Raw genomic sequence first — 23772 nt, forward strand, 5'->3', positions numbered from 1 at the left:
AGCGGGTTAGTCTGCGCGGTTGCGGATACGGCTAATAATAGCCCGACTCCAGAGGTCAGAACGGCTTTGTAAATCATCTAAAGTAATTGAAAAGGTTGCCCAGGCTCTTTCCAAGGCTCGGCAAGTATAAGCGAGAATTTGCCCACACCAAAATCCAGCAAATCAATTCCTAGGCCGTCAGAATATGGGGCACGAACTCGGAGAGGTTGGTGATAATGCCGGGGGCGCGGCGGTAGCTGAGGGCACAGGCCTCGCCGGCCCAGAACACGCCCGCTTGGTAGCGGCGGCCCTGGGCATCGGTCGGGAAAGCTAGCCAGCGCTGGCGTACCTGGGGCTGGTTGCCGAACTCGCCGGGCTCCTGCTGGCGGGTGCGGATGCCGTCCATTTCGGTCAGGTTCTGGCCTTCGCGCCCGAACAGGGGCTTGCGCACGTGGTGGCCTGGCATATCGCGCAGGCTGGCCTGCACCAGCAGCGGGTGGTGCGGAAACGTGTCCCAGAGGTGAGCCAGGATGGCTTTGCTCTGGAAAAGCAGCGTGTAGGCGGGGTTGGCAACGATGACGTCGCGGGTGAGTAGCAGGTGCGTCAGGTCGGCGGTGAGGGCGGGCTCCTCGTCGGCCAGCAGCTCCCAGGGCACCAGCTTGAACAGGAAATCGAAGCGCTGCCACTTATCCGGCTCCACTTCGGCCCACACGCCGCGCTCTTCGCCCTGTACCGACACGCGCATGGCGTCCACGCTGCAAACGTGGGCCGTGCCGAACCCGGCGGCGCGGGCGGCTTCGGCCAGTACGGCGCAGTTGGTTTCGTCCTCGGCGCTGTCGGGCAGGTGTACCAGCAGCAGGTGGGGCGCCAAATCGGGGTTGAGTTCGCGCCAGTGGCGCAGCTGGGCTTCCAGGCCCTCGAACAGGCCGTTGGCCTGCCGCTCGTGGGCGGGGCGGCCGGCGGCCATCAGGCAGGCCCACTGCACCACGGCCGTCTCGGGGATGCTGGTGGCGGTGTCGGCATTGAACTCGACCAGCTTGGGGCCGTCGGGCGTTTCGGCCAAATCGAAGCGGCCGTAGAGGTGCCAGTGCCGGTCGTCGTTCCAGGAGTGGCGCACGGCTTCCCAGAGGTTGGACGGGATGCCCAGCTGGCGCAGAAAGTCGTCGGGAATCGGGTCGGGGATGGACTGCACCAGCATCTCGTAGAGCGTGTCGGCGGCTTGCAGCAGCGTCTCGGCCTCGGCCTCCGACACGGCCAGGGCCTCGGGAGCCAGGTAGGCGGCGCAGGCTTCTTCCACGGCCCAGTCCCAGCCCAACTCCCGGATGGCGGGCTCCACATTGCCCGATAGCGGCAGCAAACGAATCATACGCAAGAGTGGCTTAAGTAACTCAGGCAGCCCGCACGGCCCGGCGGTACGCACCGCGGTCCATTGGGCTGCTGGGCTGAAGGTCAGATGGTAAGTGGCGCAAGGTGCAAACCAGCGCTAAGAAACTAGCGCTGGTTTTACACCTCATGATTAAGCAAAAGAAGGCCAGACGCAGCCGGCCCACTACCCGCCGAAGCCCCGCGAGCCGCCCCGGCTCCCGAAGGTGCTGCGGCTGCTGCTACGGGGGGCCGAGCTACGGTAGGTGCCGCGCGGGGTGCTGCGCTGCACGCTGGGGCTGGCGCTGATGCCCGCGTTGCCGCCGTTGCGGCTGCCCGTGAACCCGCGCCCGAAAAAGCCCCGCCCCTCGTTTTCCCGCTCCCGGGCAATGGTTTGCCGCCAGCCGTTGTTCTGCTGCATAACCCCCGGCGAGGCGTAGGCGCCGGGGTTGGGCGTCATCCAGCGGCCGGCCATGTAGCCGATGCCGCTGTACATGAGCACATCCATCATGCCCGAGCGGCCCACCCGGTTTTCGGGGTTCTGGCGGGTGTAGTTCTGCATCTGCTGCTGTAAGGCCTGGCCCTGCAAGGTGTCTACCCGGCCGTCGGCGTGCCGCAGAATGGCCGCCACCTCTTCCTTGCCGGCCGGCCGCTCGGCGGTAATCTTCCACTGGCCGGGCTGGGTTTCCGTCATTTCGGTGATGACGCCCTGGCTGTAGGAGTCGGTAGCGGCATTGTCCCAGGAGGCGTCGGTGGCGTCCACAACGTCGGGGCGGCTGTTGTCGGAGGAGCAGGCCGGCAGCACGGCCAGGCCCAGGCTGGCCGCCGCCGTGAGCAAAAACAGGTTGCGGCGCCAGTCGCCGAGACGATAAAAGGGACGGTTCATACAGGAAAGCCAGGAGGGAAACAGGACCCTAAAAATAGCACGAATCTGGTTCGGAAGCCCTAAAGCCTGCACCCTAAGTTCCTAAAACCTTACCCAGCACCTGCCACACGTTGTCGGCCAGGATTTTCTGGCCCTCGGCGTTGGGGTGCACGCCGTCGGGCAGGTTCAGGTGGCGCTGGCCGATGACGCCGTGCAGCAGAAAGGGCACGAAATCGACCTCGTTCTTATCGGCCAGCTGGCGAAACAGGGCTTTAAACTCCTGGGCGTAGTGCCCAAAGCGGCCGCCGCCCAGCGTGGCCAGCGGGCCCAGGTCGAAGGGGAACTCCAGGCCCACCAGCACCCGGCGCGCCTGGGGGTGGGCGCGGTGCACCTCGTCGAGAATGAATTGCAGGTTCTGGCTGGTTTCGCGCACCGGCAGGCCGCGCAGCCCGTCGTTGGCCCCGAGTTCGAGCACGAACACATCGAGCTCGGGAAAGCGGGGCAGCACCGTGGGCAGGCGCTGGCGGCCGCCGGCGCTGGTTTCGCCGCTCACGCCGTAGTTGTGGGCCTTGTAGGGCAGCCCGAGGGCGTCAATTTTCTCCTGAATGCGCGAGGGGAAGGCGGCGCTGGCCGGCAGCTGGTAGCCGGCCGTGAGCGAGTCGCCGAAAAAGAGGATGTTCTGAGGCATGTATAGTTGCGGATAAAGCCGAATCGGCAGAAGCTAAACGCGGCCGGGGGGCCAGAGTTCCGGACGGCTCCTGGCTTGCGGCGGCAAACCGCCGGGGCCCGAAGCAGAGCTGAGCGGTACCGGCATCCGGTTGGCGCTACTCCACTTATATCGGCCAGAGGAAAACCTTTTTGCGTGTTTTTGCCTTTATCTTTGCTGGCAGATAAGAATGATTCTTATCTGCTGATCATTTCCATTGTCACCAAATCCCTTTTAGAATGTCCGTTATCAAAGCCACCGACGCCGATTTTCAGCAGCTGCTTCAGGAAAACGAGAAAGTAGTGGTGAAATACTACGCCGATTGGTGCGGCAACTGCCGCCTGTTTTCGCCCAAGTTCAAGCGCCTGGCCCAGGCCGAGGGCAACGAAGACATGAAGTTTCTGGACGTAAACGCCGAAAACAGCCCCGAGGCCCGCAAGCTGGCCAACGTCACCAACCTGCCCTTCTTCGCCGTGTTCCGCAACGGCGAGCTGGTTGACACCGTGGCCGCCAGCAAGGAAGAGGCCGTGGCCTCGCTCATCTCCCGCCTCAACTAGCCCGCGCCGCCATGAAAATGCCCGTTATCCGCCATCTGGTGGAAACCCAGACCCTGGAGAGCCTGGTAGCCGCCGAAGAAGCCTTGCTGGAAGAGCAGACGCCCGCCTTCGAGGTGGAAGGCGAGGACGAAGGCGAGCAGCTCACCCACGTGTTTGCCGCCATCTTCATCCTCAACCACATGCAGGACCATGGGTCCGACTTCAAAACGGCCCTGCGCGAGTACACCAAAAAGGTGCGCGTGAGCATTAGCTAGCCCTGCGGGAAGTCAAAGAGAAAAACCGCCTGTCATCCGGAGCGCAGCGAAGGACCTTATCACAGTTGAACAGCCGTAATAACGACTCGTTCAACTGTGATAAGGTCCTTCGCTGCGCTCCGGATGACAGGCGGTTTTTCTCTTTGACTTTAAAACGCTTATCTTCCCTTATGCGTCGCCTGGCTCCCTTTCTGCTGTTGCTTTTACTGCTGCTGCCGGCTTCGGCCCGGGCCTGGGGGTTCTTTGCGCACCGGCTCATCAACCGGCTGGCCGTGTATACGCTGCCGCCCGAAATGGTACGCTTCTACAAAGCCAACATCGATTACCTGACCACCAACGCCACCCGGCCCGACTCGCGGCGCACCGTGGTGCCCGGCGAGGCGCCCCGGCACTTTCTCGACCTCGACGCCTACGGCGACTCGGCGGCCTATCGGCTGCCCCGCTCGTACCCCGATGCGGTGGCCCTTATCGGCGAGGATTCGCTTTTGCGCCACGGCATTGTGCCCTGGCAGGTGGCCCGCATGAAAGGCCAGCTCACGGCCGCCTTTCAGGCCCGCGACACCGACCGGATTCTGCACCTCTCGGCCGATTTGGGCCACTACATTGCCGATGCCTGCGTGCCGCTGCACACCACCCGCAACTACAACGGCCAATTCACGGGGCAGCGCGGCATCCACGGGTTCTGGGAAAGCCGGCTGCCCGAGCTGCTGAGCGGCGGTTACGACTTCTTTACCGGCCCCGCACCCTACCTGGAGCGGCCCACCGATGTGGCCTGGGCCACCGTGGCCCGCTCGCACGCGGCCCTCGACTCGGTTTTGCGCTTCGAGCGGGAGCTGAGCACCGAGTTTTCCGAGGACCGCAAGTTTGGGTTTGAGCAGCGCGGCAACGTAACGGTGCGCACCTACTCGCGCGGCTTTGCCCGCGCCTACCACCAGCGCCTGAGCGGGCAGGTAGAGCGCCAGTTGAAGCTGGCCGTGCGGCTGGTAGGTGCCTTCTGGTACACGGCCTGGGTGGACGCCGGCCAGCCCGACCTCGACAAGCTGCCCCGCACGCCCTCCGAAAAGGAGCAGCTGCGCCTGGCCCTCGAAGCCAAGCAGCTCGAAGCCACTCCGGTGCGCGCCGCCGCCGGCCACGAGGACTAGCGGCTCAAGGTGAGATGGTGAGATAGTGAAATGGTGAGTTTGATGTTCGCGGGGACCAGCGGCGCCATTTGCGCATTAAGGCCCCGCGAACATCAAACTCACCATTTCACCATCTCGCCTTGAGCTATTTCGCCTTATATGCCCGTTCTTTGCGGCCCCAATGGGCACCGGAATCCGTTGATTGCCAACGCGGCATCGGCCGGGTAACTCCGCGCCCCGGAATGCGTAGGAAGCGGACCCTTGGGGAACATCTAGTAAGAAGAATATGCGGAAAATTTATTGCGCGCTGCTTATGCTGGCGCTGTTGCTTCCTGGTGCCGTGCGGGCCCAGAAAGTAGGCCTGGTACTGAGCGGGGGCGGCGCCAAGGGCCTGGCCCACGTGGGCGTGCTGCGGCAGCTGGAGAAAAACCAGATTCCCATCGATTACATCGTGGGCACCAGCATGGGCGCCATTGTGGGCGCCATGTACGCGGCCGGCTACTCGCCCGACGAAATCGAGAAAATCGTATTGCAGCCGGAGTTTCAGACCTGGGTGTCGGGCGCCCCGCTCGAGGGCAAGGTGTACAACTACTACGAATCTGACCCTACGCCCGCCCCGCTGCACCTGCGCCTGGCCATCGACTCGGCTTTCCGCATTAATGTGACGCCGCGGCTGGTGAACGACGTGACGCTCAACTACGTGCTGGCCACCATGCTGGCCCCGGCCGGTGCCATTGCCGACTACAACTTCGACAACCTGATGGTGCCCTACCGGGCCGTGGCCACCGAGGTATTTACCCGCGAAAAGGTTATTCAGCGCAGCGGCTCGCTTTCCGATGCCGTGCGCAATTCCATGGCCTTCCCGCTGGCCTTCCGCCCCATCCGCCAGGCCGATGGCCGCTACCTCTTCGACGGGGCCGTGGTCGACAACTTCCCGACCGACGTGATGCGCAAGGAGTTCCAGCCCGATATTATGATTGGGGTGAACGTGGGCGACGTGGCGTTCAACAAGTATCCCAAGGAACGCGACGACCAGCTGCTGACCTCGACGCTGCTGTTTCTGGGTTCCAACGTGGCCGACACCACGTCGGTAGGCCCCAACGGCATCTTCATCCAGCCCGACCTGGCGGGCATTACGGCCGCCGATTTTGGTCAGGTAAAGCGCCTGATTGAGCTGGGCGTGCAGGCGGCCGACCGGAAAATGGACCTGATAAAGAGCCGCATTCCGCGCCGCCAGGACAGCGTGGCGCTCCAGGCCCGGCGGCTGGCGTTTCAGAAGCGGGCTCCCGGCACCGAGTTCAAGCAGATAACCGTGCAGGGCCTGCCCGAGCAGCAGCAGGAGTTCGTGCGGCGCTTTTTCCAGCGCTCGGGCTCGAACTACTACACCCCCGGCGACGTGGAGGAAGGCTACTACCGGCTGGTCAACAACGACTTCTTCAACAACGTGTACCCGCGCATCCGCTACGATAAAAAGCAGGACGGCTACGTGCTCGGCGTGGATGCCCGCCAGAACTCCAACCTGACGGCCGACCTGGGCGGCGTGCTCTCGACCCGCTCGATGAGCAACCTCTACCTGGGCGTGGGCTACCGCTACCTCAACCGTTACCTGTACACGGTGAAGGCCGATGCCACCATCGGGCGCTTCTACAACGGGGCGCGGGCGTCGTTCCGGATCAGTATTCCGGGCAACGTGCCGCTTTATATCGAGCCCCTGTTTGCGTTCAACAACTTCAGCTACCAGGACACCAGCCCGCTGCTTAAGTCGCGGGCCCAAAATTCTCAGATTCAGCAGCGCGACGTGCGGACGGTGCTACAGGTGGGGTTCAGCCCCAACTACCGCAGCCGCTACGTGCTGAGCGGGGGCGTGTTCACCAACCGCGACCAGTTTGCCAACACCGACGAAATCAACAGCAACGCCACCCTCGACCAGAACCGGTTGCAGGGCTTTACGGCAGCGCTCAACTTCGAGCGCAACTCCCTCGACCGGCGCCAGTACGCGGTGTCGGGGCGGCGCGTACGGTTTGGCCTGCGCGGCGTGCGGGGCCAGGAGCGCTACACGCCGGGCAGCACCGCCATCGATGAGTACGGCCAGGGCCTGGACGGTCGTCGCAAAACCCAGCAGTGGCTCAAGCTGAGCCTGTTCAACGAGCAGTATTTTACCTTTAACAAGGTGGATACCGTCGGCCGTAAGGTGCATGCCTGGGGCTACCTGGCCGAAGTGCAGGCCACTACCCAGGGCGCATTTGCCACCTACCGCTCCTCGCTTACTACCTCGGCCGCCTTCCTGCCCCTCACCGACTCGCGCACCCTGTTCATGGACCGCTACCGGGGCACTGCCTTTGCGGCCGTGGGCCTGCGCTACATCAAGGAGGTGCTGACCAAGCTGGAGTGGCGCTCCGAGGTGTACGTGCACACGCTCGTGCGGCCCTGGGAGCGGCAGGAAAGCAACCCGCTGCTGCCCAAGCGCGGCGCCACCATCACGCGGCCCTACCTCACGCTGATGAGCGGCGTGGTTTATCAGTCGCCAGTCGGCCCGCTCTCGCTCCAGTTCATCCACTACGACGAGCCCCGCCAGCAGTTCGGCGTGTTCGGCCACATCGGCTTCCTGCTCTTCCGCGAACGGGCCCTGGACTAGTGGAGAGATGGTGAGATGGTGAAATGGTGAGTTTGATGTGCCGGGGACCTAACGGCGCCACTTGCGCCTTCAGGCCTCCCGAACATCAAACTCACCATTTCACCATCTCACTATCTCACCGTGAGCCTTCACTCTACCGGGTGCTGCGGGGGCTCGGTGGTGATGACGCTGGAGTCGGGGCCGGCAATTATGCAGTCGGATAGGGGCGATTCGCGGAACAGCCGCTGGAAGAGCACTGCCGCCAGCCAGGCCGCCAGCATCGGGGCTACCAGGTATACCCAGAAGTCGGTGAAGTTGTGGGCTACGGCGGCCGAGCCCAGGCTGCGGGCCGGATTCAGGCTCATGCCCGAGTAGGGCGCCTCCACAACGATGTAGATTGCCAGCAGTCCGCCCAGCAGCCAGCCGGCCAGGTTTTCGAGCTGCTTGGTGTGCAGGGCCAGAAAGAGCACGGCTATCATCCCGAATGTGATGATGAACTCGGCTCCGAAGGCCACGGCCGCGCCCTGGGGCCCGGGCAAGGTAAGGGCGTAGTCGACTTTAGGATGCGCGAACGAAGAGCCCAGCAGCGCCAGCAGCGCCTGCCCGCCCAGCAGTGCCCCAATTACCTGGGCCACTAAGTACCAGCAGGCATCGGCGGTTCGTATTTTGCCCAGCTGCCAGAAAGCCAGCGTTACGGCCGGGTTCAGGTGGGCCCCCGAGCGCTTGCCCCAGGGGCTGTACACGATAACCACCACCGTGAGGCCCGCCACCAGCCCGATAACGGCCCGGCCCAGCACCTCGCGGCCCGCCAGCTGCCGGGCCAGCCACCAGCCCGGATGATTGACGGCCGTCGTAATCAGCCCCGCCATAAACAGGAACAGGAACAGCCCCGCGGCTTCGGCTATATAATTAGGCCAGTGCCGCTTAACCGACACGATTAAATGAGCAAGAAAACTGGGTCGGCGCACGGGCGGTAATTGAGGGACTGATGGGTTGATGTACTGAATCCTGAGCTGGCATCCGCGGCGCCCCGAAGCCCGCGGGCAATTCGGGGCTTTACGGGTTTCTCACCCCTTAACCCGCTCCTGGGCGAAGCGTTGCAGCAGCGCGGCTACTTCGTGGGGAGCCTCGTAGGGAAGCAGGTGGCCGGCTCCGCTGATGATTTCGAGGGGGGTGCCGGGCGGGAGCAGCGGCAGCGTTTCGAGGCCGTGCACCGAGGGCGAGAGTACCGCATCCTGGTCGCCGGCCACGAGGGCGCAGGGCGCCACAATGCGGGCCATCCGGCTGCTGATATCCTCGCGGCTGCCGCGTAGCAGCCACGCCTCCCAGGCCGCGCGCGAGCTGGCCAGGTTATCGGCTACCACCTGCCGGTACACGGCGTCGGGCAAGGCGTGGGCCGTGATGTGGCGGATGGTTTTGGCGGCCTCGGCGGGCTTGCTCCAGGCGTGCAGGCTGGCCTGGCGGTCCTCATCGGTCATGGGCTCGGGACTGGGCGGCGAGGGGCTCAGCAGCACTACCCCGGCCAGTCCGGCGGGCTGGCGGGCGGCCAGCTCCAGCGCAATTTTACCACCCATGCTGTGGCCCACCAGCACGTAGCGGCCGGGGTTTTCAGCCTCGATGAAAGCAGCTACTGCATCGGCGTAGGCAGCCACCGCGAAACCATTGGGCGGAGCGGGCGCGCCCCCGAAGCCCCCCAGGTCGGGGGCCAGCAGGCGGTAGTCGGGCGCCAGCAGGGCCGCTACCTGGTCGAACTCGTGGCCGGCGCCGGCCCAGTAGTGCAGGCCGATAAAGGTGAGGGAATCGGGCATAGTAAACCGGTGTACGAAGGCAATGCCGGAACAACCGGCCCAGGCAGCAGCCAGTTTCGCGCCGGCCACCAAAAAGGGCGGCCCCTTCCGGAACCGCCCCTTGCGTTTGCAGTCAATCCTGACCGGCTATTCTTTGTTTACGCGGATGACTTTGGCCTCGCCCGAAGGCAGTACCAGGCGCACCAGGTAAACGCCGCTCTGCAGGTTCGCCACGTTCGGTACCGATACGTCGTTGGTGCCGGCGTTCAGCTGTACCGTCTGTTGGGCTACTACCCGGCCGGTCATGTCGGTTACCGACAGTTTAGCGGGCCCGGCGGCAGCGCTGTTAGCCGTCAGCGACAGTACCTGGCCGAAGGGGTTGGGGAAGGCAATAACCTCTGCTTTGCCCACGGCAACACCGCCATCAAACGTCACCACTTTGGGAGCGTAGTAGTGGTCGGTGCCATCGAGGTCAATCTGGCGCAGGCGGTAGTAGCGTACGCCCGTTTTGGCGGCTTCGGTGTCAGTATAGCGGTAGCGCAGCAACTGGTTGCTGTTGGGGTTGGTGCTGGGCACAAACGTCAGCGCCCGGTAGTTGCGGCCGTCGTTGGACACCTGCACCTCGTAGCCGCGGTTGTTGAGCTCAGCCACCGTTTCCCAGCTGATTTCGGCGTTGTTACCTACGCGCTTGGCAATAAAGGAGACAAGCGTAACAGGCAGAGGAGCAGTGAATTCGCTTAGTGTGAAAGTAGCGAAGCTGGTTACATTATTCTTGATCAGGGTATTGGTAGACGTGTCAAGCGCATCGCGCCCTAACTGTCCGAATACGTCCCCACCCGTGCCCGATACGAATAAAGCAAACTTGCTTTCGTCCAGCGAATTAGGGCTGGTAACCGAAGTGAGATTACGGGTTTCGCTGTCGAGGTACTTAAACACGAAAGTAGCCGACAGACCGCCTATATTGGTTGATGGGGGAGACGGGCGAACCCCAAAAATGCGGCGGATACTAGGTCTGCTGTTAGATCCGTTGCTAATAGTAGCATAGTTCTGAGCGCTGTTGCGGGTTACCGTCACCGACCCAGGAGAGTTACCATTGAAGGTAAGTGTCGCACCAATATTGCCGAAGTCCTGCGGTACGCCTACTAAAGCAAATTGTGAGGTTGTAACGTAGCCTCGCAGGTAAGAATTCTCCGACTCACCTTCAATCCGGCCCGAAGAACCGTTGGAATTAACAGCAGGAAGGAGTTCTATAAAGTTGGTGTCAATTCTGGAGCTATCAGTTTTCAGCACTCCATTAATAAAGCGCAGCACTCCACCTGCCTGGACCTTGAAGTTATTAACCAGCGTTTTAACTCCTCCCCCATCAATTTCAATATTTACGAAACCGGAAGTAGAGCCGCTAATGCTTTGTGTGGTACCCGCAAAAGAGATGGTAGTGCCATCGCGCTGGATGAAGCTGTCCTGGCTGTTATTGAAGTCACCATAGACATTCAACCGACCAACCTGCAACCGACTGATAGAACGCTGGGCCTGGCTGGTACCGCGCATGGTAAAAGTGCGGGTTTCAGCCGGACCGGAAGCTCCCCGTGGACCAGTGGCAGTATTATCGTAGCCCGGTACAAAAGTTATCACTTCCGAGGTAGTGCCATCAGGATTGGTAACCGTATTCTTCGTCTCGCTATCCGGCTTAACAGCGTTACTGTATATGTTAGGGTATTGTACTGTCGAACCAGCTCCAAAGTCCGGGATATTAGCATCCTTATTCCTATTCGGTACGCCTTGGGTCCAGTTAGCCGGATCAAACCAGTTGTCGTTTTTACCGCCTGTCCAAGTAGTGGACGTAGGCGGTTCGGTAGGACGGATACCGATTACGGTGAAGGTAGCCCGATAGAATGCGCCAGGCGGGTCGGTCTTTGTGAAATCCTCACCGCTATCAGCATTTACCCCGTCTACAGTATACTGTACGCTAATACCATACGTGCCAGCAGCCAAACCTGCCAGAATATTAACATTAGCACTATTCAGCGAGAAGGTGCGATTGTTATTTGTGGGGGTTCCCTGCACAAGTTCGATAACACCAGTAACTAAGTTGGTAGTACTACCATTAGCTCGTATACGGTACGCTAGACGCCCGGCACTAATTACGTCCGGTGCGTTTTCCTGCGTGTTAACTGTACCACCGTTTAGCAACACTTTCGTGTTGAAGTTGCTAATGTCGAATGTGCCTAGGTTATAGTTGTTGAAGGCTGGTGCCGGCACACCATTCTGCCCGCCAAACGTTTCGTTCCCAGCGCCCCGATCAATGATGATGGATGAACCGGTTATGCTACTATTATCTTGAGCGCGGGCCTGGAAGCTCGTGCCCAATGTCACAAACAGTGCGAGGAGTGGCAACAGGCGTTGCCAAACGGGGTTCGGCGCTTTGCCGACCAGGGAGAATAGGGGTAGTTTCATCGTTGAAAAAGTCAGATTGTTCCAGATTAGAGACGGGCGCGGCCCGTGCGAGGGAGCCGTTCGGACCCCTATACGAAAAGCGAGCCAGATGGCTGGTTTTTTTGCATAAAAAAATAAATAAAATGGAATATGCCCGGAAAAACACTAATTGCAAAACACAATTATAGCATCCATCCAACGTAAAGTATAACCCGATAATGCCGCTAATAAACCGCTAAAGGCATTTCAGAGCCACTTGCTGAGCGCGTGAAAGGGTGATTTCCTAAAGTGGGAAAAGTCCTGTGAGCTCTTTTGCGGTCTTTGATTGGACAGCCTGTTCGGGCTTCGTCAGGCCATTGGTTGTAGCCGTGCTGTCAAACAAAAAGCACCCCGAAGTCAGGCTTCGGGGTGCTCGCGTACTGGGCGTTTGGCGCCGGGGGATTGTGCCCGGCGCGTAGCCGGGCAGGGCCGGCTGGCAAGGTGCTACCGTTCCACCTTCAGTTGGGCGGGGCGGTTGGTGAACTCGAAGATTTCGCCGTGGGGCATGAGTGTGAGCTGCCCGAACTCCTCTATCAGCATCCGGTAGTCGGTACCCACGGGCCGAATGTTGCGGTCGAGGTCGAAGAGGCCGCAGGGGTTTACCGAGAGGCGTTTTTCGCGCAGGCTGATATCCCAGTCGAGCTGATCGAGCAGGCTGTACCAGGTGAAACCCACCACCGGGATGCCGTCTTGGCGAATGCGCAGCACGTTCACCCATTGTTTCCAGAGCCAGCACGGCGCATCTGTGGGGCTGAACGTGTTGGTTTCGGTGTGCATAACGGGTTTGCGGTACCGCTCGTAGTACTGGCGCGTCATGGTGTACCAGCCCAGTACGTCTTCGGCGGCGCACATGCTGCCATCGGGCTTGATGATGCGCTCGTTGCGGCCGTAGTAGTCGTTGCCCATAATCTGGTAGCCGGGTGGCTCGCCGGCCATAAACCACTTCAACTCCTCGCGGGTCAGGCCGTTGTCGAGGCAGTAGAGCAGCACCTCGGCATCAATAGTGTGGGCGTAGAGCAAATCGAGCGACAAAAAGCGCAGCTTGTTTTGCAGGTGCACCTCGGCGCTTTCCACGGCCCGCATCTCGTGGGTGTACTCGGCCGATTCGCTCTGCACAATCACGCAGTCGGGGCGGTGGCGGGCAATCTGCTGGTTGCCCATGATGCTGGCCGCCGCCAGGTGCTTGAGGGCCGTCACGAAGGCGCGGTCGGACTTGAGCTGCTCGTTCCAGATGCCATCTTTGGCCGAGGCCCGGGCCGTTACATACACCTCGTTCACGGGCGTATAGAACCGCACCCAGGGGTAGCGCTTGGCCACCGCGCCGCAGTACTCGGCGAAGTGCACCGGCAGCTCGGGGTTCTGGAAGTTGCCCAGCCAGTCGGGCACCCCGAAGTGCAGCAAATCCAGAATCGGGGTAATGCCCAGACGCTTGATTTCGGCCAGGGCCAAATCGGCGAACGTCCAGTCGTACTCGCCGGGGGCCTTATGAATGAGGTAGTAGGGCAGGTTGTAGCGCAGCACCTTCAGGCCCAGCTCTTTCACCAGCCCCAAATCCTCTTTGTAGCGGTTGTAGTGGTCGGTTTCGGCCAGCAGGTCGCGCCGGATGGTGTTGCCCGCAATCATGGGGTACGAGCACTCTATGCCGGTAGCGAACATGAAGTTGCCCGTGTTGCCGGTGGGCAGCCCCGAGCCGTCGTTGCCACCCGCCCCGCCGTGCTCGTCGCCCTCGTAATGACCGTCGCCGAATTTATCTTTGATATGCGTGAGGAAGGACTTCATTTTTAAGCTGCAAGCCGCAAGCGATAAGCCGCAAGCTTTTCAATAAATGGAAAGTGAGAAAAGCTTACTGCTTGTAGCCAGAGACTTATACCGATAAGATTAATGCTTGTTGGCCAGGAACTTATCGGCGGTGCGCAGGCTGAGGGCCATAATAGTGAGGGCCGGATTCACGCTCAGGGCACTGGGAAACACCGAGTTGTCGCAGATGTAGAGGTTGGGCACATCAAAGGCGCGGCCGTCGGGGTCGACTACCGCCTCATCGGCGCGCTGGCCCATGCGGGCCGTGCCGATAATGTGGGCGTAACGCTCGAAGGCCCAGATGTCTTTGGCGCCGGCGGCTTCCCAAATCTGGCGCATGGTGCGCTCGGCGTGGCGGTTCATGCGCTGCTCGTTTTCCTGGGCCGTGAAGTGCACGCGGGGCTTACGCACGCCGCGAGCATCCTTTTCGTCGCTGAGCTCCACGAAGTTATCGGCGTGGGGCAGGCAGTCGCCCAGCACGTTGATGCCGGCAATGTGGTTGTAGTCGCGCATGTAGTCGCGCAGGGGCTGGCCCCAGAGCTTGCGCTGGCGCACCATCTGGGTGGCGAAGGTCACGGGCATCACGCCGATGCTTTGCAGCAGGTAGCCGCCCACGAAATCGGCGTCTTTGGGCCGGTGGGTGTCCTCCGAAATCAGCCCGCCCGGAATGCCCTTGTAGGGCCGCACATCCTCGGGAAACGTACCCCAGACCTGCATGCCCACATGAGCCATGAAGTGCTTGCCCACCTGCCCGCTGTTCAGGGCCAGCTCGTTCAGCAGCAATAGGCGGGGCGTTTCGATGGCGCCGGCGCACAGAAACAAGTGGCGGCAGCGCTGGCGCACGGTGCGCCCGCCCTGCTCGTATACCACGGCCGTTACCTGGCCGGTAGCGTCGCGCTCAATCTCGGTTACGTAGGCGCCCAGCCGGATTTCGGCGCCGTACTGCTCGGCCAGGGGCAGAAACGTAACGTCCATGCTGGCCTTGGCGCCGGTGCTGCACCCGGCCTGGCAGAAGCCGCGGTTGGTGCAGGCCTCGCGCCAGCCCACGCCCTCCTGGTAGTAGCGCGCCGAAAGGGCCGCGTTGGCCGCCGGCGAGGTTTGGATGCCTACCTGGGCACAACCCCGCTGCATAAGCTGGGCGGCGCCATTGAGCGGCAGCGGGGCCAGCGGGTAGCCCTTGCGGCGGCCGGGGTCCCAGGGGTAGGGCGTGGGGCCCGAAATGCCCAAAAACTGCTCCAGCTCCTCGTAGTACGGCTCCAGCTCCTCGATGCCAAAAGGCCAGTCGACGCCTTCGCCAAACTCGGTGTGCAGCATTAGGTCGCCGCGGTGGGCGCGGGGGGTGTAGGCGGTGTAGTGCAGCGTCGAGCCGCCGTAGCCGATGCCGGAGTTGTTCTTGCCGAACGCCACCGGGTTCTTGCCGGCCGACAGCCGCTCATCGTTCCAGAACAAAAAGTTCTGGGCTTTCTCGTCGGTGGCGAATTCGGTTTTGGGGTTGTGGCGGGCGCCGGCTTCGAGGGCTACTACGCGGCGGCCGGCCTGCGCCAGCCGGGCCAGCAGCGGGGCACCGCCCGCGCCGGTGCCAATCACCAGGCAGTCCACCACTTCATCGGGGTCGGGCAGGGGGGCGGGTTGCTCCAGCGGATTGCGGCTGGGGTCGGCCTGCAACTCGTTTTCCTCCAGTATCTCCCGCAGCAGCGGGTCTTGTATTTCGGGCTGCACGGGCGTTAGCGTGCCTTCTTCCAGCGTTTCTTCGTCGGGCATGAGCGGTGAGATGGTGAAGTGGTGAAATGGGGAGTTGACGTTCCAGAGTCATGATGGCGCGAGTTGCGCGGATGGTGCAATGGGGTAGCGTTGAACGTCAACTCCCCATTTCACCATCTCTCTATTTCACCGTTCTTCCGGCTCGCGGGGTTCCAGCTCGTTGAGGGCGATGCGCTGCCAGCCGGGCACGTCGGCCATGCCCACGTAGCCGATTTCCTCCTGGGCCAGCGGGTGGGCGTAGTAGATTTCGGTCAGTTCGGCCAGCATTTCCTCGAAAAACCTGTCCTGGGGCAGCTGGCGCCAGTTTTCCCCGGGCGCCTCGGCGGCGGCCAGCAGCGCCATAATCTGGTCCTGCCGGGGCGCATCCAGTTCCAGAAAGGACTGCTGGAACTGGGCCTGCGCTGCCTGATTGATGCCGCCCAGACCGAGGCGGTAGGCTTCGCGGTCGGGCGGCATGGAGTCGTAGCGCCAGCCGTCGGCGTCGCCCTTCAGCAGCCGCGCATCTACGCCCGGGGCCAGGGCAATGGGCGTTTCGCGGTCGGGCTGCGGGTAGATGCGGGCGGCCACGGCCTGTAGCAGCCGGTAGGTATCGGCATCGAAAAACTGGGGCTCGTAATCGGTCGGCGCTTCCTGCCGCGCTGCCAGGGCGTCCCGCGTGGCGGGCGTCACGAGGTCGGTTTCCAGCAGGGCCCGGACGGTGCCTTCGGGGTAGTGGGGCATGGGGTGAATGAGTGACTTGGTGAATGCGTGAAGCAATGTTTCGGGGCCTGTCGGGCGAAAGGCACGGGCAGCTTAAGGGACTACTCAACAAGCAGAGCAAGCAGAGTAAAAGGTAAACAGAGCGGGGAGCGGGTTATGTTTTGAGAAGAGGCAGGGATTTGCCGGCGCCGCTAGGCCGGCTATACCACCGGAATAGTTAGACCTCCAGGACAGCAACTCACTCATTCACCGACTCACTCATTCACCGACTCACTCATTCACGCTACCCGTCGGTGCTGAGTTTGCCGCCGGTTACCTGCACCAGCGAGCCGGTCATAAACGAGCCATCCTGCGAGGCCAGCAGCACGTAGGCGGGGGCCAGCTCCTCGGGCTGACCGGGGCGGGCCAGGGCTACCTCGTGGCCGAACTTCTCGATTTCGCTCTTGGGCATGGTACCGGGGATGTTGGGCGTCCAGACCGGGCCGGGCACCACACAGTTCACCCGGATGCCCCGCTCGCCCAGGCTCAGGGCCAGGCTCTTGGTGAAGGCGTGGATGGCGCCTTTGCTGCTGGCGTAGTCAATCAGAATCGGGATGCCCGTGAGGCCCACGATGCTGCCGGTGTTGATGATGCAGTCGTGGGCCTGCATGTGCGGCACGGCGGCCTGGGCCATCCAGATGTAGCCCAGAATATTGGTATCGAAAGTGCGGCGAATCTGCTCCTCGGGAATGTCCTCGAACTTCTCCTGGGCCATCTGGAAGGCGGCGTTGTTCACCAGGATGTTCAGGCCGCCCAGCTCGGCGCGGGTGCGGCGCACGGCCTGCTTGCACTGCTCGGGCTGGCGCACATCAAGTTGCAGCAGAATGCACTGGCGGTTCTGGGCTTCCACGAGGCGCTTAGTTTCCTCGGCGTCCTGGGTGTTTTCGTTGTAGAGCACGGCTACGTGGGCGCCCTCCATGGCAAAAGCCACGGCCACGGCCCGCCCGATGCCCGAGTCGGCCCCGGTTACCAATGCCACTTTATCCTGGAGCTTGCCGGCGGGCCGGTAGGTGCTGAAGGCCATGCCTGGCTGCAACTCCATATCGGCCTGCCTGGCCGGGTAGGGCAGCTTCTGGGCGTGCTTTTTCATGTCTTTGGCCGTGGGGCGCTCCACTGGCTCGGGCGCTTTGCCGGCATTTTTAGCGGCCTTTTTGGCGGCGGGGGTAGCGGCCGTGTCGCCCGCGGGCTGGGCGGCGGGTTTCGGGGCGTCGGCGGGGGTGGGGTTCTTTTTGGTAGCCATAGTTGGGTCGAAGCAAAGAATAGCGTGGACTAAGGCTTACGCGAAACCGGGAATGGCGTTGGCAAAGCCCGCGCACGATAACGCCTGGCGGGCCGCCACAATCAGCAAGCCAGACGGCGGCAGTCAGTTCGTAAACTTCAATGGCCTGCCGAATGCCTAGCGCGGCCTCTGGGCCACCAGCTTCACCAGCCGCAGCTGTTCCTTGGTGAAATCGGCCGTGCCGATGGGTTCTTCGTAGCGCACAATCCGCAGGCCAGCCGCCCGGTAAAGCGTGGGCAGCTCATCGGTTTCAAAGAATACCCGGTAGTCACCGCCCACCACCTGAAGGCGCTGGGTGGCATCCATGTGGAAGGCTTCGAGCACGACCAGGCCGCCGGGCCTGAGGGCCCGCATCACCCGGTCGGCGTAGTCGCGGCCCCCGGCGTAGCTGAGCACAATCAGGTCCCATTTGCTGGTGCCCCAATCGTAGGTGACCATGTCGTGCACCTCGGTGATAAGCGGCACACCCAGCGCGTGGGCGCGTTTTTGGGCGTAGGCCAGGGCCTTTTCGGCAATGTCGACGCCCGTTACCTGCCAGCCCTGCCGGGCCAGGTAAATGGCGTTGCGGCCTTCACCCATATCGGCATCGAGGGCCGTGCCGGGCTTAAGGCCGCGCACCGTTTCCACGAGCAGGGCGTTGGGCTGCTCGTTCAGCACCCGGGCCCGGGCCACCGAGTCGGTGAGGATGAAATTCCAGCGCTGACGCGTGCGCTCGGCCATCTGGCGGTCGTAGTCGGCCCGCTGGGCGGCCGTGGCGTTGGCGGGCAGCACCGGGTCGGGGCCGAGGCCGGGTATCGGGGGCAGGTTGCGCTTAGCGGGTGCGGGCTGCTGGGCCCGGGCCGGCCGCACCGTCAGCAGGAGCGTAAAAGTGGCCAGCAACGCAACCGTAACCGCAGACAGCAAGGGCTTTTTCATGGCGGATAGAAAGCAGGCGTAAACAGTGCCCACCGGGTAAGCCGAGCCGCAGCCGGAGCGCCTGGTATACAAGAGCCCGGGCCTCAGAATCACGCAGTCGGGCAAAGCGCACTATTTTAAATATACCATATAATTTACTAACAATCAGTGCTTTGTTTGGGGAAGGCATGGCCTGCCTGGTCCGGCTCAACGTGCAAGCCGGCTGCCCGGCAATGCTACCGCACAACCACTTCCACCCGGCGGTTGCGGGGGCGCAGCGCGGGGTTGCGGTTGTCGGCCACCGGGTAGGCGCCGCCGTAGCCCACGGCCGTCAGGCGCAACGAGTCGATACCCTGCTGCACGAGGTAGCGGCGCACCACCCGGGCCCGCTGCTGCGACAACAGCCGGTTGCGGGCCGCGTCGCCCACGTTGTCGGTGTGGCCGGCTATTTCGAGGCGCAGGGCGGGCTGCCGGCGCAGGGTCTGGGCCAGCTCATCGAGCACGGGCCGCGAGGCGGGCAGCAAATCGGCGGTGCTCTGGCTGAAATACAGGTTGGGCAGCGCCAGGACCGCGCCTTTGGCCAGACTGCCCAGCTCCGTCAGCGCCGGCCGGGCCTTAATGGGCACTGGCTTTGGAAGTGGCGGCCGGGCCGCCGGCTTCGTTGGCACGACGGCTGCCGGCCGGGGCGCGAGTTTGGGACGGGGCCGATACCCGATTACCAGGGCTGCTTTAACAGGGGTGGTTTTAACGCCCGCCATTCGGGCGGCCAGAAAAGCGGCCGAGTCGGCGGCGTTGGCCAGCTTCATCCGCACGGGCCGCGCCGACCAGAGGTAGCGCATCGGGACGGGCTGGACGATGGATTGACCACCGAAAAAATCGGCCAGCGAGGCATCGGGGCGCTGCCAGGCCAGCAGCAGCCGCGAATCTAGCGCGTTCTGGTAGTATTCCACGCGCAGGGCATAGCGCTGGCCGGCCTCCAGCCGCACCTTGGCCTGGCCGTTGGTGAAATACTGATCCTTCCACGACTCAAACAGCAGCCGGCCGCCCAGCCACACCCGCACGCCGTCGTCCACGGTCAGGTGCAGAATGTACTGGCCCGTTACGGGCGCTTCCAGAAAGCCCGTCCAGCGTGCCGAAAAGTGCTCGGCCGGCACGCCGGGGGCGGGGGCGCGCTTTTTCCACTCGAAATCCAGCTGGTTGTCGATGCGCGTGAGGACGGGCTGCTCGAAGTTCTGCCCGCGGTAATAAGTGCCCGTCAGCCCGCGCGGGGTCAGGGTCTGGGCGTGGCTGGCGAGTGAGTTTGTCAGCAGTAGGCCCGCAGCCCAGGCTAGGGTGGATAGTTGGGGCATAGCGGATGGATGAAATAAAATACGGTCAAAAGATAAGAAAGCCGGTGCTGGCAGGCAAGCCGCGGCCGGCTTTTTCGGGCGGGCCGGTTGACGCGGGGGCCGGGCGCCGGCGGCTCGGGCGGCAAACCGGGCGGCTAAGCGTTGCGGGCTTGGCATTGCGGGCATTCGGTTCTATCTTCGCCCCGTTACTTATCCAGAAAGACCGAGGGATTGGGCCCGACGACGTCTTAGCAACCTGCCATCAAACAAGGTGCTAACTCCCTTTTCGGGCCTTTCTGCGGTCTGGAAGAAGATAAGTGCGGAACCGGCCTCGTGCCCGGCTCTTTCTGGATAGGCTTTTTAACGCCGATTTTCCAGACCAGCCCTTATGCCGACCGCCGCCATTCCTGCCGCCTCCGAAGCTGCTGTTTCGCCCCTCCACGCCATCCTGCGCCAGCGCGTGCTCGTGCTCGACGGCGCCATGGGCACCATGATTCAGCGCCACCCGCTGACCGAGGAGGACTTCCGCGGCACCCGCTTCCAGGGCCACGACCGGCCTCTGCGCGGCAACAACGACCTGCTCAGCCTCACCCGCCCCGATATCATCCGCGGCATCCACGCCGAGTACTTCGCCGCCGGGGCCGACATGGTGGAAACCAACACCTTCTCGGGCACCACCATCGCCCAGGCCGACTACGGGCTGGAGCACGTGGTGTACGAGCTCAACTATGAGTCGGCAAGGCTGGCCCGCGCCGCCGCCGCCGAGTACTCGGCCCGCACGCCCGAGCGGCCCCGCTTCGTGGCCGGCGCCATCGGCCCCACCAACCGCACCGCCTCGCTCTCGCCCGACGTGAACCGCCCCGGCTTCCGGGCCGTGACGTTTGACGAGCTGGCCGCCGCCTACCACGAGCAGGTGCGCGGCCTCGTGGATGGTGGTGTGGATGCGCTGCTGATTGAAACCATCTTCGACACGCTCAACGCCAAAGCCGCCTTGTTTGCGGTGCAGCAGTTCTTTGACGAGGGCGGCCGGGTGGTGCCGGTTATGATTTCGGGCACCATCACCGACGCCTCGGGCCGCACGCTCTCAGGCCAGACGGTGGAAGCCTTCTGGAACTCCATCCGCCACCTGCCGCTACTGAGCGTGGGCCTCAACTGCGCCCTCGGCGCCGACCAGCTGAAGGTCTACATCAAAGAGCTGGCCCGCCTGGCCGACGTGCACATTTCGGCCTACCCCAACGCCGGCCTGCCCAACGCCTTCGGCGGCTACGACGAGTCGGCCCGCGAGTTTGCCGCCGTAGTGGAGAACTACCTGAAGGAGGGCCTGGTAACGGTGGTGGGCGGCTGCTGCGGCACCACGCCCGAGCACATTGCGGCGCTGAGTGAGCTGGCCGGGCGGTATGCGCCGCGGACCCCACCCCCCGGCCCCCTCCCCGGTGGGGAGGGGGAGCCAGACGTATCCGTCAGAACTAAATCGTCAGGCCCCCCCTCCCTACCGGGGAGGGAGCCGGGGGGTGGGGCTACCCGCCTCGCCGGCCTCGAACCCTTCAATATCACCCCCGAAAGCCTGTTCGTGAACGTGGGCGAGCGGTGCAACGTGACGGGCAGCCGGGCCTTTGCCCGCCTCATCCGCACCGGCGACTACGACGCGGCCCTGGCCGTGGCCCGCGAGCAGGTGGAGGGCGGCGCCCAGGTGCTAGATATCAACATGGATGAGGGCATGCTCGATTCGGAGCTGGCCATGACCACGTTTCTGAACCTGATTGCCTCGGAACCCGATATTTCGCGGGTGCCGGTGATGATTGACTCCTCGAAGTGGAGCGTGCTGGAGGCCGGCCTCAAGTGCGTGCAGGGCAAGAGCATCGTCAACTCGATTTCGCCGAAAGAAGGCGAGGAAGTGTTTCTGCAACGCGCCCGCACCGTGCGCCAGTACGGGGCCGCCATGGTGGTCATGGCCTTTGATGAGGATGGTCAGGCCGATACGCTGGAACGGCGCATTGCCATCTGTCAGCGTAGCTACGAGCTGCTCATGCGCATAGGTTTTCCAGCTGAGGACATCATTTTCGACCCCAACATCCTCATTGTGGGTACCGGCCTGGAGGAGCACCGCAACTACGGAGTGGAGTTTATCGAGGCCGTGCGCTGGATAAAGACCCACCTGCCGGGCGTGCTCACCAGCGGCGGCGTCAGCAACATCAGCTTCTCGTTTAGGGGCAACGACGTGGTGCGCGAGGCCATGCACGCGGCCTTCCTCTACCACGCCATCCGCGCCGGCCTGGATATGGGCATCGTCAACCCCAACCAGCTGGCCGTGTACGACGACATCCCCAGGAACTTGCTGGAGCTGGTGGAAGACGTACTGCTCAACCGCCGCCCCGACGCCACCGAGCGGCTGCTGGACTTCGCCGAAACCGTGAAGGGCCAGAAGGGCACCGGTGGCCAGCAAACCACCAACAACTTAGAGTGGCGCGATTTGCCGGTGCAGGAACGGCTGGCCCACGCGCTGATAAAGGGCATAACCGACTTTATCGATGAGGACACCGAGGCCGCCCGGCAGGAGCTTAGCCGGCCGCTCGACGTGATTGAGGGGCCGCTGATGGCCGGCATGGGCATCGTGGGCGACCTGTTCGGGGCCGGCAAGATGTTCCTGCCCCAGGTGGTGAAATCGGCCCGGGTGATGAAAAAGGCCGTGGCCTACCTGGAGCCCTACCTGCTGGCCGACAAGCAGCAGGGCGACCGGCAGACGGCCGGCAAAATCCTGCTGGCCACCGTGAAGGGCGATGTGCACGACATCGGCAAGAACATCGTGGGCGTGGTGCTGGCCTGCAACAACTTCGATATCGTAGACCTGGGCGTGATGGTGCCGCTGGAGCGCATCCTGGACGAGGCCCAGCGCCAGGGGGCCGACATGATTGGCCTGAGCGGGCTGATTACGCCCAGCCTGGATGAAATGGTGTACGTGGCCCAGGAGATGGAAAAGCGCGGCCTGAAAACGCCCCTGCTCATCGGCGGCGCTACCACCTCGCGCCTGCACGCGGCCGTAAAAATTGCGCCCCAATACTCCGGGCCAATCGTGCACGTCAACGACGCCTCGCGCTCGGTGGGCGTGGCCGCCAGCCTGCTCGGTTCGGCCCGGGAAACCTACGCCCGCGCCATCCACGACGAGTACCGGCAGCTGCGCCACGACTACGCCGGCCGCCAGCGCGAAAAGGCCTACTTGTCTATTGAAGCTGCCCGCGAAAACGGCTTCAAGGCTGATTGGAAAGCTACGCCCATTGTGAAGCCTAGTTTCCTGGGTACCAAGGTGCTGGAAGACTACGACCTGGCCGAGCTGGCCGAATACATCGACTGGACGCCTTTCTTCCAGACCTGGGAGCTGAAGGGCCGCTACCCCCGCCTGCTCGACGACCCCACGGTGGGCGAAGCCGCCACCCAGCTTTTCCAGGATGCCCAGCGGATGCTGCGCCGCATCATAGCCGAAAAGCTGCTCACGGCCCGCGCCGTTGTCGGTTTCTGGCCCGCCAACACCGTGGACTACGACACCATTGAAGTGTACACTGATGAATCGCGCCAGCAGGTGCAAACGGAGTTCTTCACCCTGCGCCAGCAGAGCGAAAAGGCCGCCGGCGTGCCCAACCTAGCCTTTTCCGACTTCCTGGCCCCCAAGCAAACCGGCCGCGCCGACTACATCGGCGGCTTTGCGGTCACGGCCGGTTTGGGCATCGAAAAGCTGCTGGAGCAGTACGCCGCCGAGCACGACGACTACAGCAGCATTATGCTCAAAGCCCTGGCCGACCGCCTCGCCGAGGCCTTCGCCGAGCGCCTGCACCAGCGGGTGCGCGAGGAGTTCTGGGGCTACGCGCCGGCCGAACGCCTCTCCAACGACGAGCTCATCCAGGAGAAATACCAGGGCGTGCGCCCCGCCCCCGGCTACCCCGGCTGCCCCGACCACACCGAGAAAATCACCCTGTTCCAGCTGCTCGATGCCGAAAACACCACCGGCATCAAGCTCACCGAAAACCTGGCCATGTACCCCGCCTCCTCGGTCAGCGGCCTCTACTACGCCCACCCCGACTCCCGCTACTTCGGCCTCGGCCGGGTAGGCCAGGACCAGGTAGCCGACCTGGCCAACCGCAAGTGCATGCCGCTGCCGGAGCTGGAGCGCTGGCTGATGCCGAATTTGAACTACGAGCCGCTGCCCGCTGCCCCCATCCCAACGACCCAGGGCTGAAGCCCTGGGCTACGGAGCGCTTCGCCCAAC

The 23772-nt window shown here is 63.1% G+C and carries 17 protein-coding genes and 1 riboswitch; of the genes, 5 read left to right on the forward strand and 12 right to left on the reverse strand.

The window, feature by feature from the left end:
• Positions 1-169: 169 nt before the first annotated feature.
• The 3 genes from BMY67_RS17725 to BMY67_RS17735 form a co-directional block, all read right to left on the reverse strand.
• Entirely contained in the window at positions 170-1345 is a 1176-nt protein-coding gene (locus BMY67_RS17725; RefSeq protein ID WP_092774122.1) for a glutathionylspermidine synthase family protein, read from the reverse strand.
• A 183-nt stretch (positions 1346-1528) separates the two neighbouring features.
• Positions 1529-2227 carry a Cj0371 family chemotaxis-regulating polar lipoprotein gene (locus tag BMY67_RS17730; protein ID WP_092774123.1) on the reverse strand — a complete coding sequence of 233 codons (699 nt, stop codon included), beginning with the start codon at positions 2225-2227 and terminating at the stop codon, positions 1529-1531.
• Positions 2228-2300: 73 nt separating this feature from the next.
• Positions 2301-2894: an arylesterase gene (locus BMY67_RS17735; protein WP_092774124.1), complete on the reverse strand. Its 594-nt coding sequence runs from the start codon at positions 2892-2894 to the stop codon at positions 2301-2303.
• Positions 2895-3151: 257 nt separating this feature from the next.
• On the opposite strand from BMY67_RS17735, the gene BMY67_RS17740 reads away from it, so the two are divergent.
• The 4 genes from BMY67_RS17740 to BMY67_RS17755 all read left to right on the forward strand — a co-directional run bounded on the left by BMY67_RS17740 (position 3152) and on the right by BMY67_RS17755 (position 7479).
• Positions 3152-3469 carry a thioredoxin family protein gene (locus tag BMY67_RS17740; protein ID WP_092774125.1) on the forward strand — a complete coding sequence of 106 codons (318 nt, stop codon included), beginning with the start codon at positions 3152-3154 and terminating at the stop codon, positions 3467-3469.
• Positions 3470-3480: 11 nt separating this feature from the next.
• Positions 3481-3723 (forward strand): DUF6952 family protein, encoded by a 243-nt coding sequence (locus tag BMY67_RS17745; RefSeq protein ID WP_092774126.1) that lies wholly within the window; start codon positions 3481-3483, stop codon positions 3721-3723.
• A gap of 170 nt (positions 3724-3893) precedes the next feature.
• Complete coding sequence (locus BMY67_RS17750; RefSeq protein ID WP_092774127.1) at positions 3894-4865, forward strand: zinc dependent phospholipase C family protein; 972 nt, start codon at positions 3894-3896, stop codon at positions 4863-4865.
• Between the two features lie 265 nt (positions 4866-5130).
• Positions 5131-7479: a patatin-like phospholipase family protein gene (locus BMY67_RS17755; RefSeq protein ID WP_092774128.1), complete on the forward strand. Its 2349-nt coding sequence runs from the start codon at positions 5131-5133 to the stop codon at positions 7477-7479.
• A gap of 128 nt (positions 7480-7607) precedes the next feature.
• Here the strand turns inward: BMY67_RS17755 and BMY67_RS17760 are convergent, their stop codons facing one another.
• The 9 genes from BMY67_RS17760 to BMY67_RS17800 form a co-directional block, all read right to left on the reverse strand.
• Positions 7608-8426 (reverse strand): MIP/aquaporin family protein, encoded by an 819-nt coding sequence (locus tag BMY67_RS17760; RefSeq protein ID WP_177189909.1) that lies wholly within the window; start codon positions 8424-8426, stop codon positions 7608-7610.
• Between the two features lie 99 nt (positions 8427-8525).
• Complete coding sequence (locus BMY67_RS17765) at positions 8526-9266, reverse strand: alpha/beta fold hydrolase (RefSeq protein WP_092774130.1); 741 nt, start codon at positions 9264-9266, stop codon at positions 8526-8528.
• Positions 9267-9392: 126 nt separating this feature from the next.
• Positions 9393-11699 (reverse strand): T9SS type A sorting domain-containing protein, encoded by a 2307-nt coding sequence (locus tag BMY67_RS17770; protein ID WP_092774131.1) that lies wholly within the window; start codon positions 11697-11699, stop codon positions 9393-9395.
• A 462-nt stretch (positions 11700-12161) separates the two neighbouring features.
• On the reverse strand, positions 12162-13496 hold the full coding sequence (locus tag BMY67_RS17775) for a family 1 glycosylhydrolase (protein WP_092774132.1): 1335 nt from the start codon (positions 13494-13496) through the stop codon (positions 12162-12164).
• A 99-nt stretch (positions 13497-13595) separates the two neighbouring features.
• Positions 13596-15275 carry a GMC family oxidoreductase gene (locus BMY67_RS17780; protein ID WP_092774133.1) on the reverse strand — a complete coding sequence of 560 codons (1680 nt, stop codon included), beginning with the start codon at positions 15273-15275 and terminating at the stop codon, positions 13596-13598.
• A 126-nt stretch (positions 15276-15401) separates the two neighbouring features.
• Positions 15402-15995 (reverse strand): gluconate 2-dehydrogenase subunit 3 family protein, encoded by a 594-nt coding sequence (locus BMY67_RS17785; protein ID WP_092774134.1) that lies wholly within the window; start codon positions 15993-15995, stop codon positions 15402-15404.
• A 262-nt stretch (positions 15996-16257) separates the two neighbouring features.
• Entirely contained in the window at positions 16258-17253 is a 996-nt protein-coding gene (locus BMY67_RS17790; RefSeq protein ID WP_394333381.1) for an SDR family oxidoreductase, read from the reverse strand.
• 156 nt (positions 17254-17409) lie between these two features.
• Positions 17410-18207, reverse strand: a complete 798-nt coding sequence (locus tag BMY67_RS17795; RefSeq protein WP_092774135.1) for a class I SAM-dependent methyltransferase — start codon at positions 18205-18207, stop codon at positions 17410-17412.
• A 215-nt stretch (positions 18208-18422) separates the two neighbouring features.
• Positions 18423-19535, reverse strand: a complete 1113-nt coding sequence (locus tag BMY67_RS17800; protein ID WP_177189910.1) for a PA14 domain-containing protein — start codon at positions 19533-19535, stop codon at positions 18423-18425.
• 186 nt (positions 19536-19721) lie between these two features.
• Positions 19722-19834: riboswitch (SAM riboswitch) on the forward strand.
• A 68-nt stretch (positions 19835-19902) separates the two neighbouring features.
• Between BMY67_RS17800 and metH the strand changes: the two genes are divergently transcribed.
• Positions 19903-23742, forward strand: coding sequence for a methionine synthase (metH, locus tag BMY67_RS17805; RefSeq protein ID WP_092774137.1), 3840 nt, complete (start codon positions 19903-19905; stop codon positions 23740-23742).
• Positions 23743-23772: the final 30 nt, after the last annotated feature.

Source organism: Hymenobacter actinosclerus, assembly GCF_900111515.1.
In the GTDB taxonomy this organism is placed as follows: domain Bacteria; phylum Bacteroidota; class Bacteroidia; order Cytophagales; family Hymenobacteraceae; genus Hymenobacter; species Hymenobacter actinosclerus.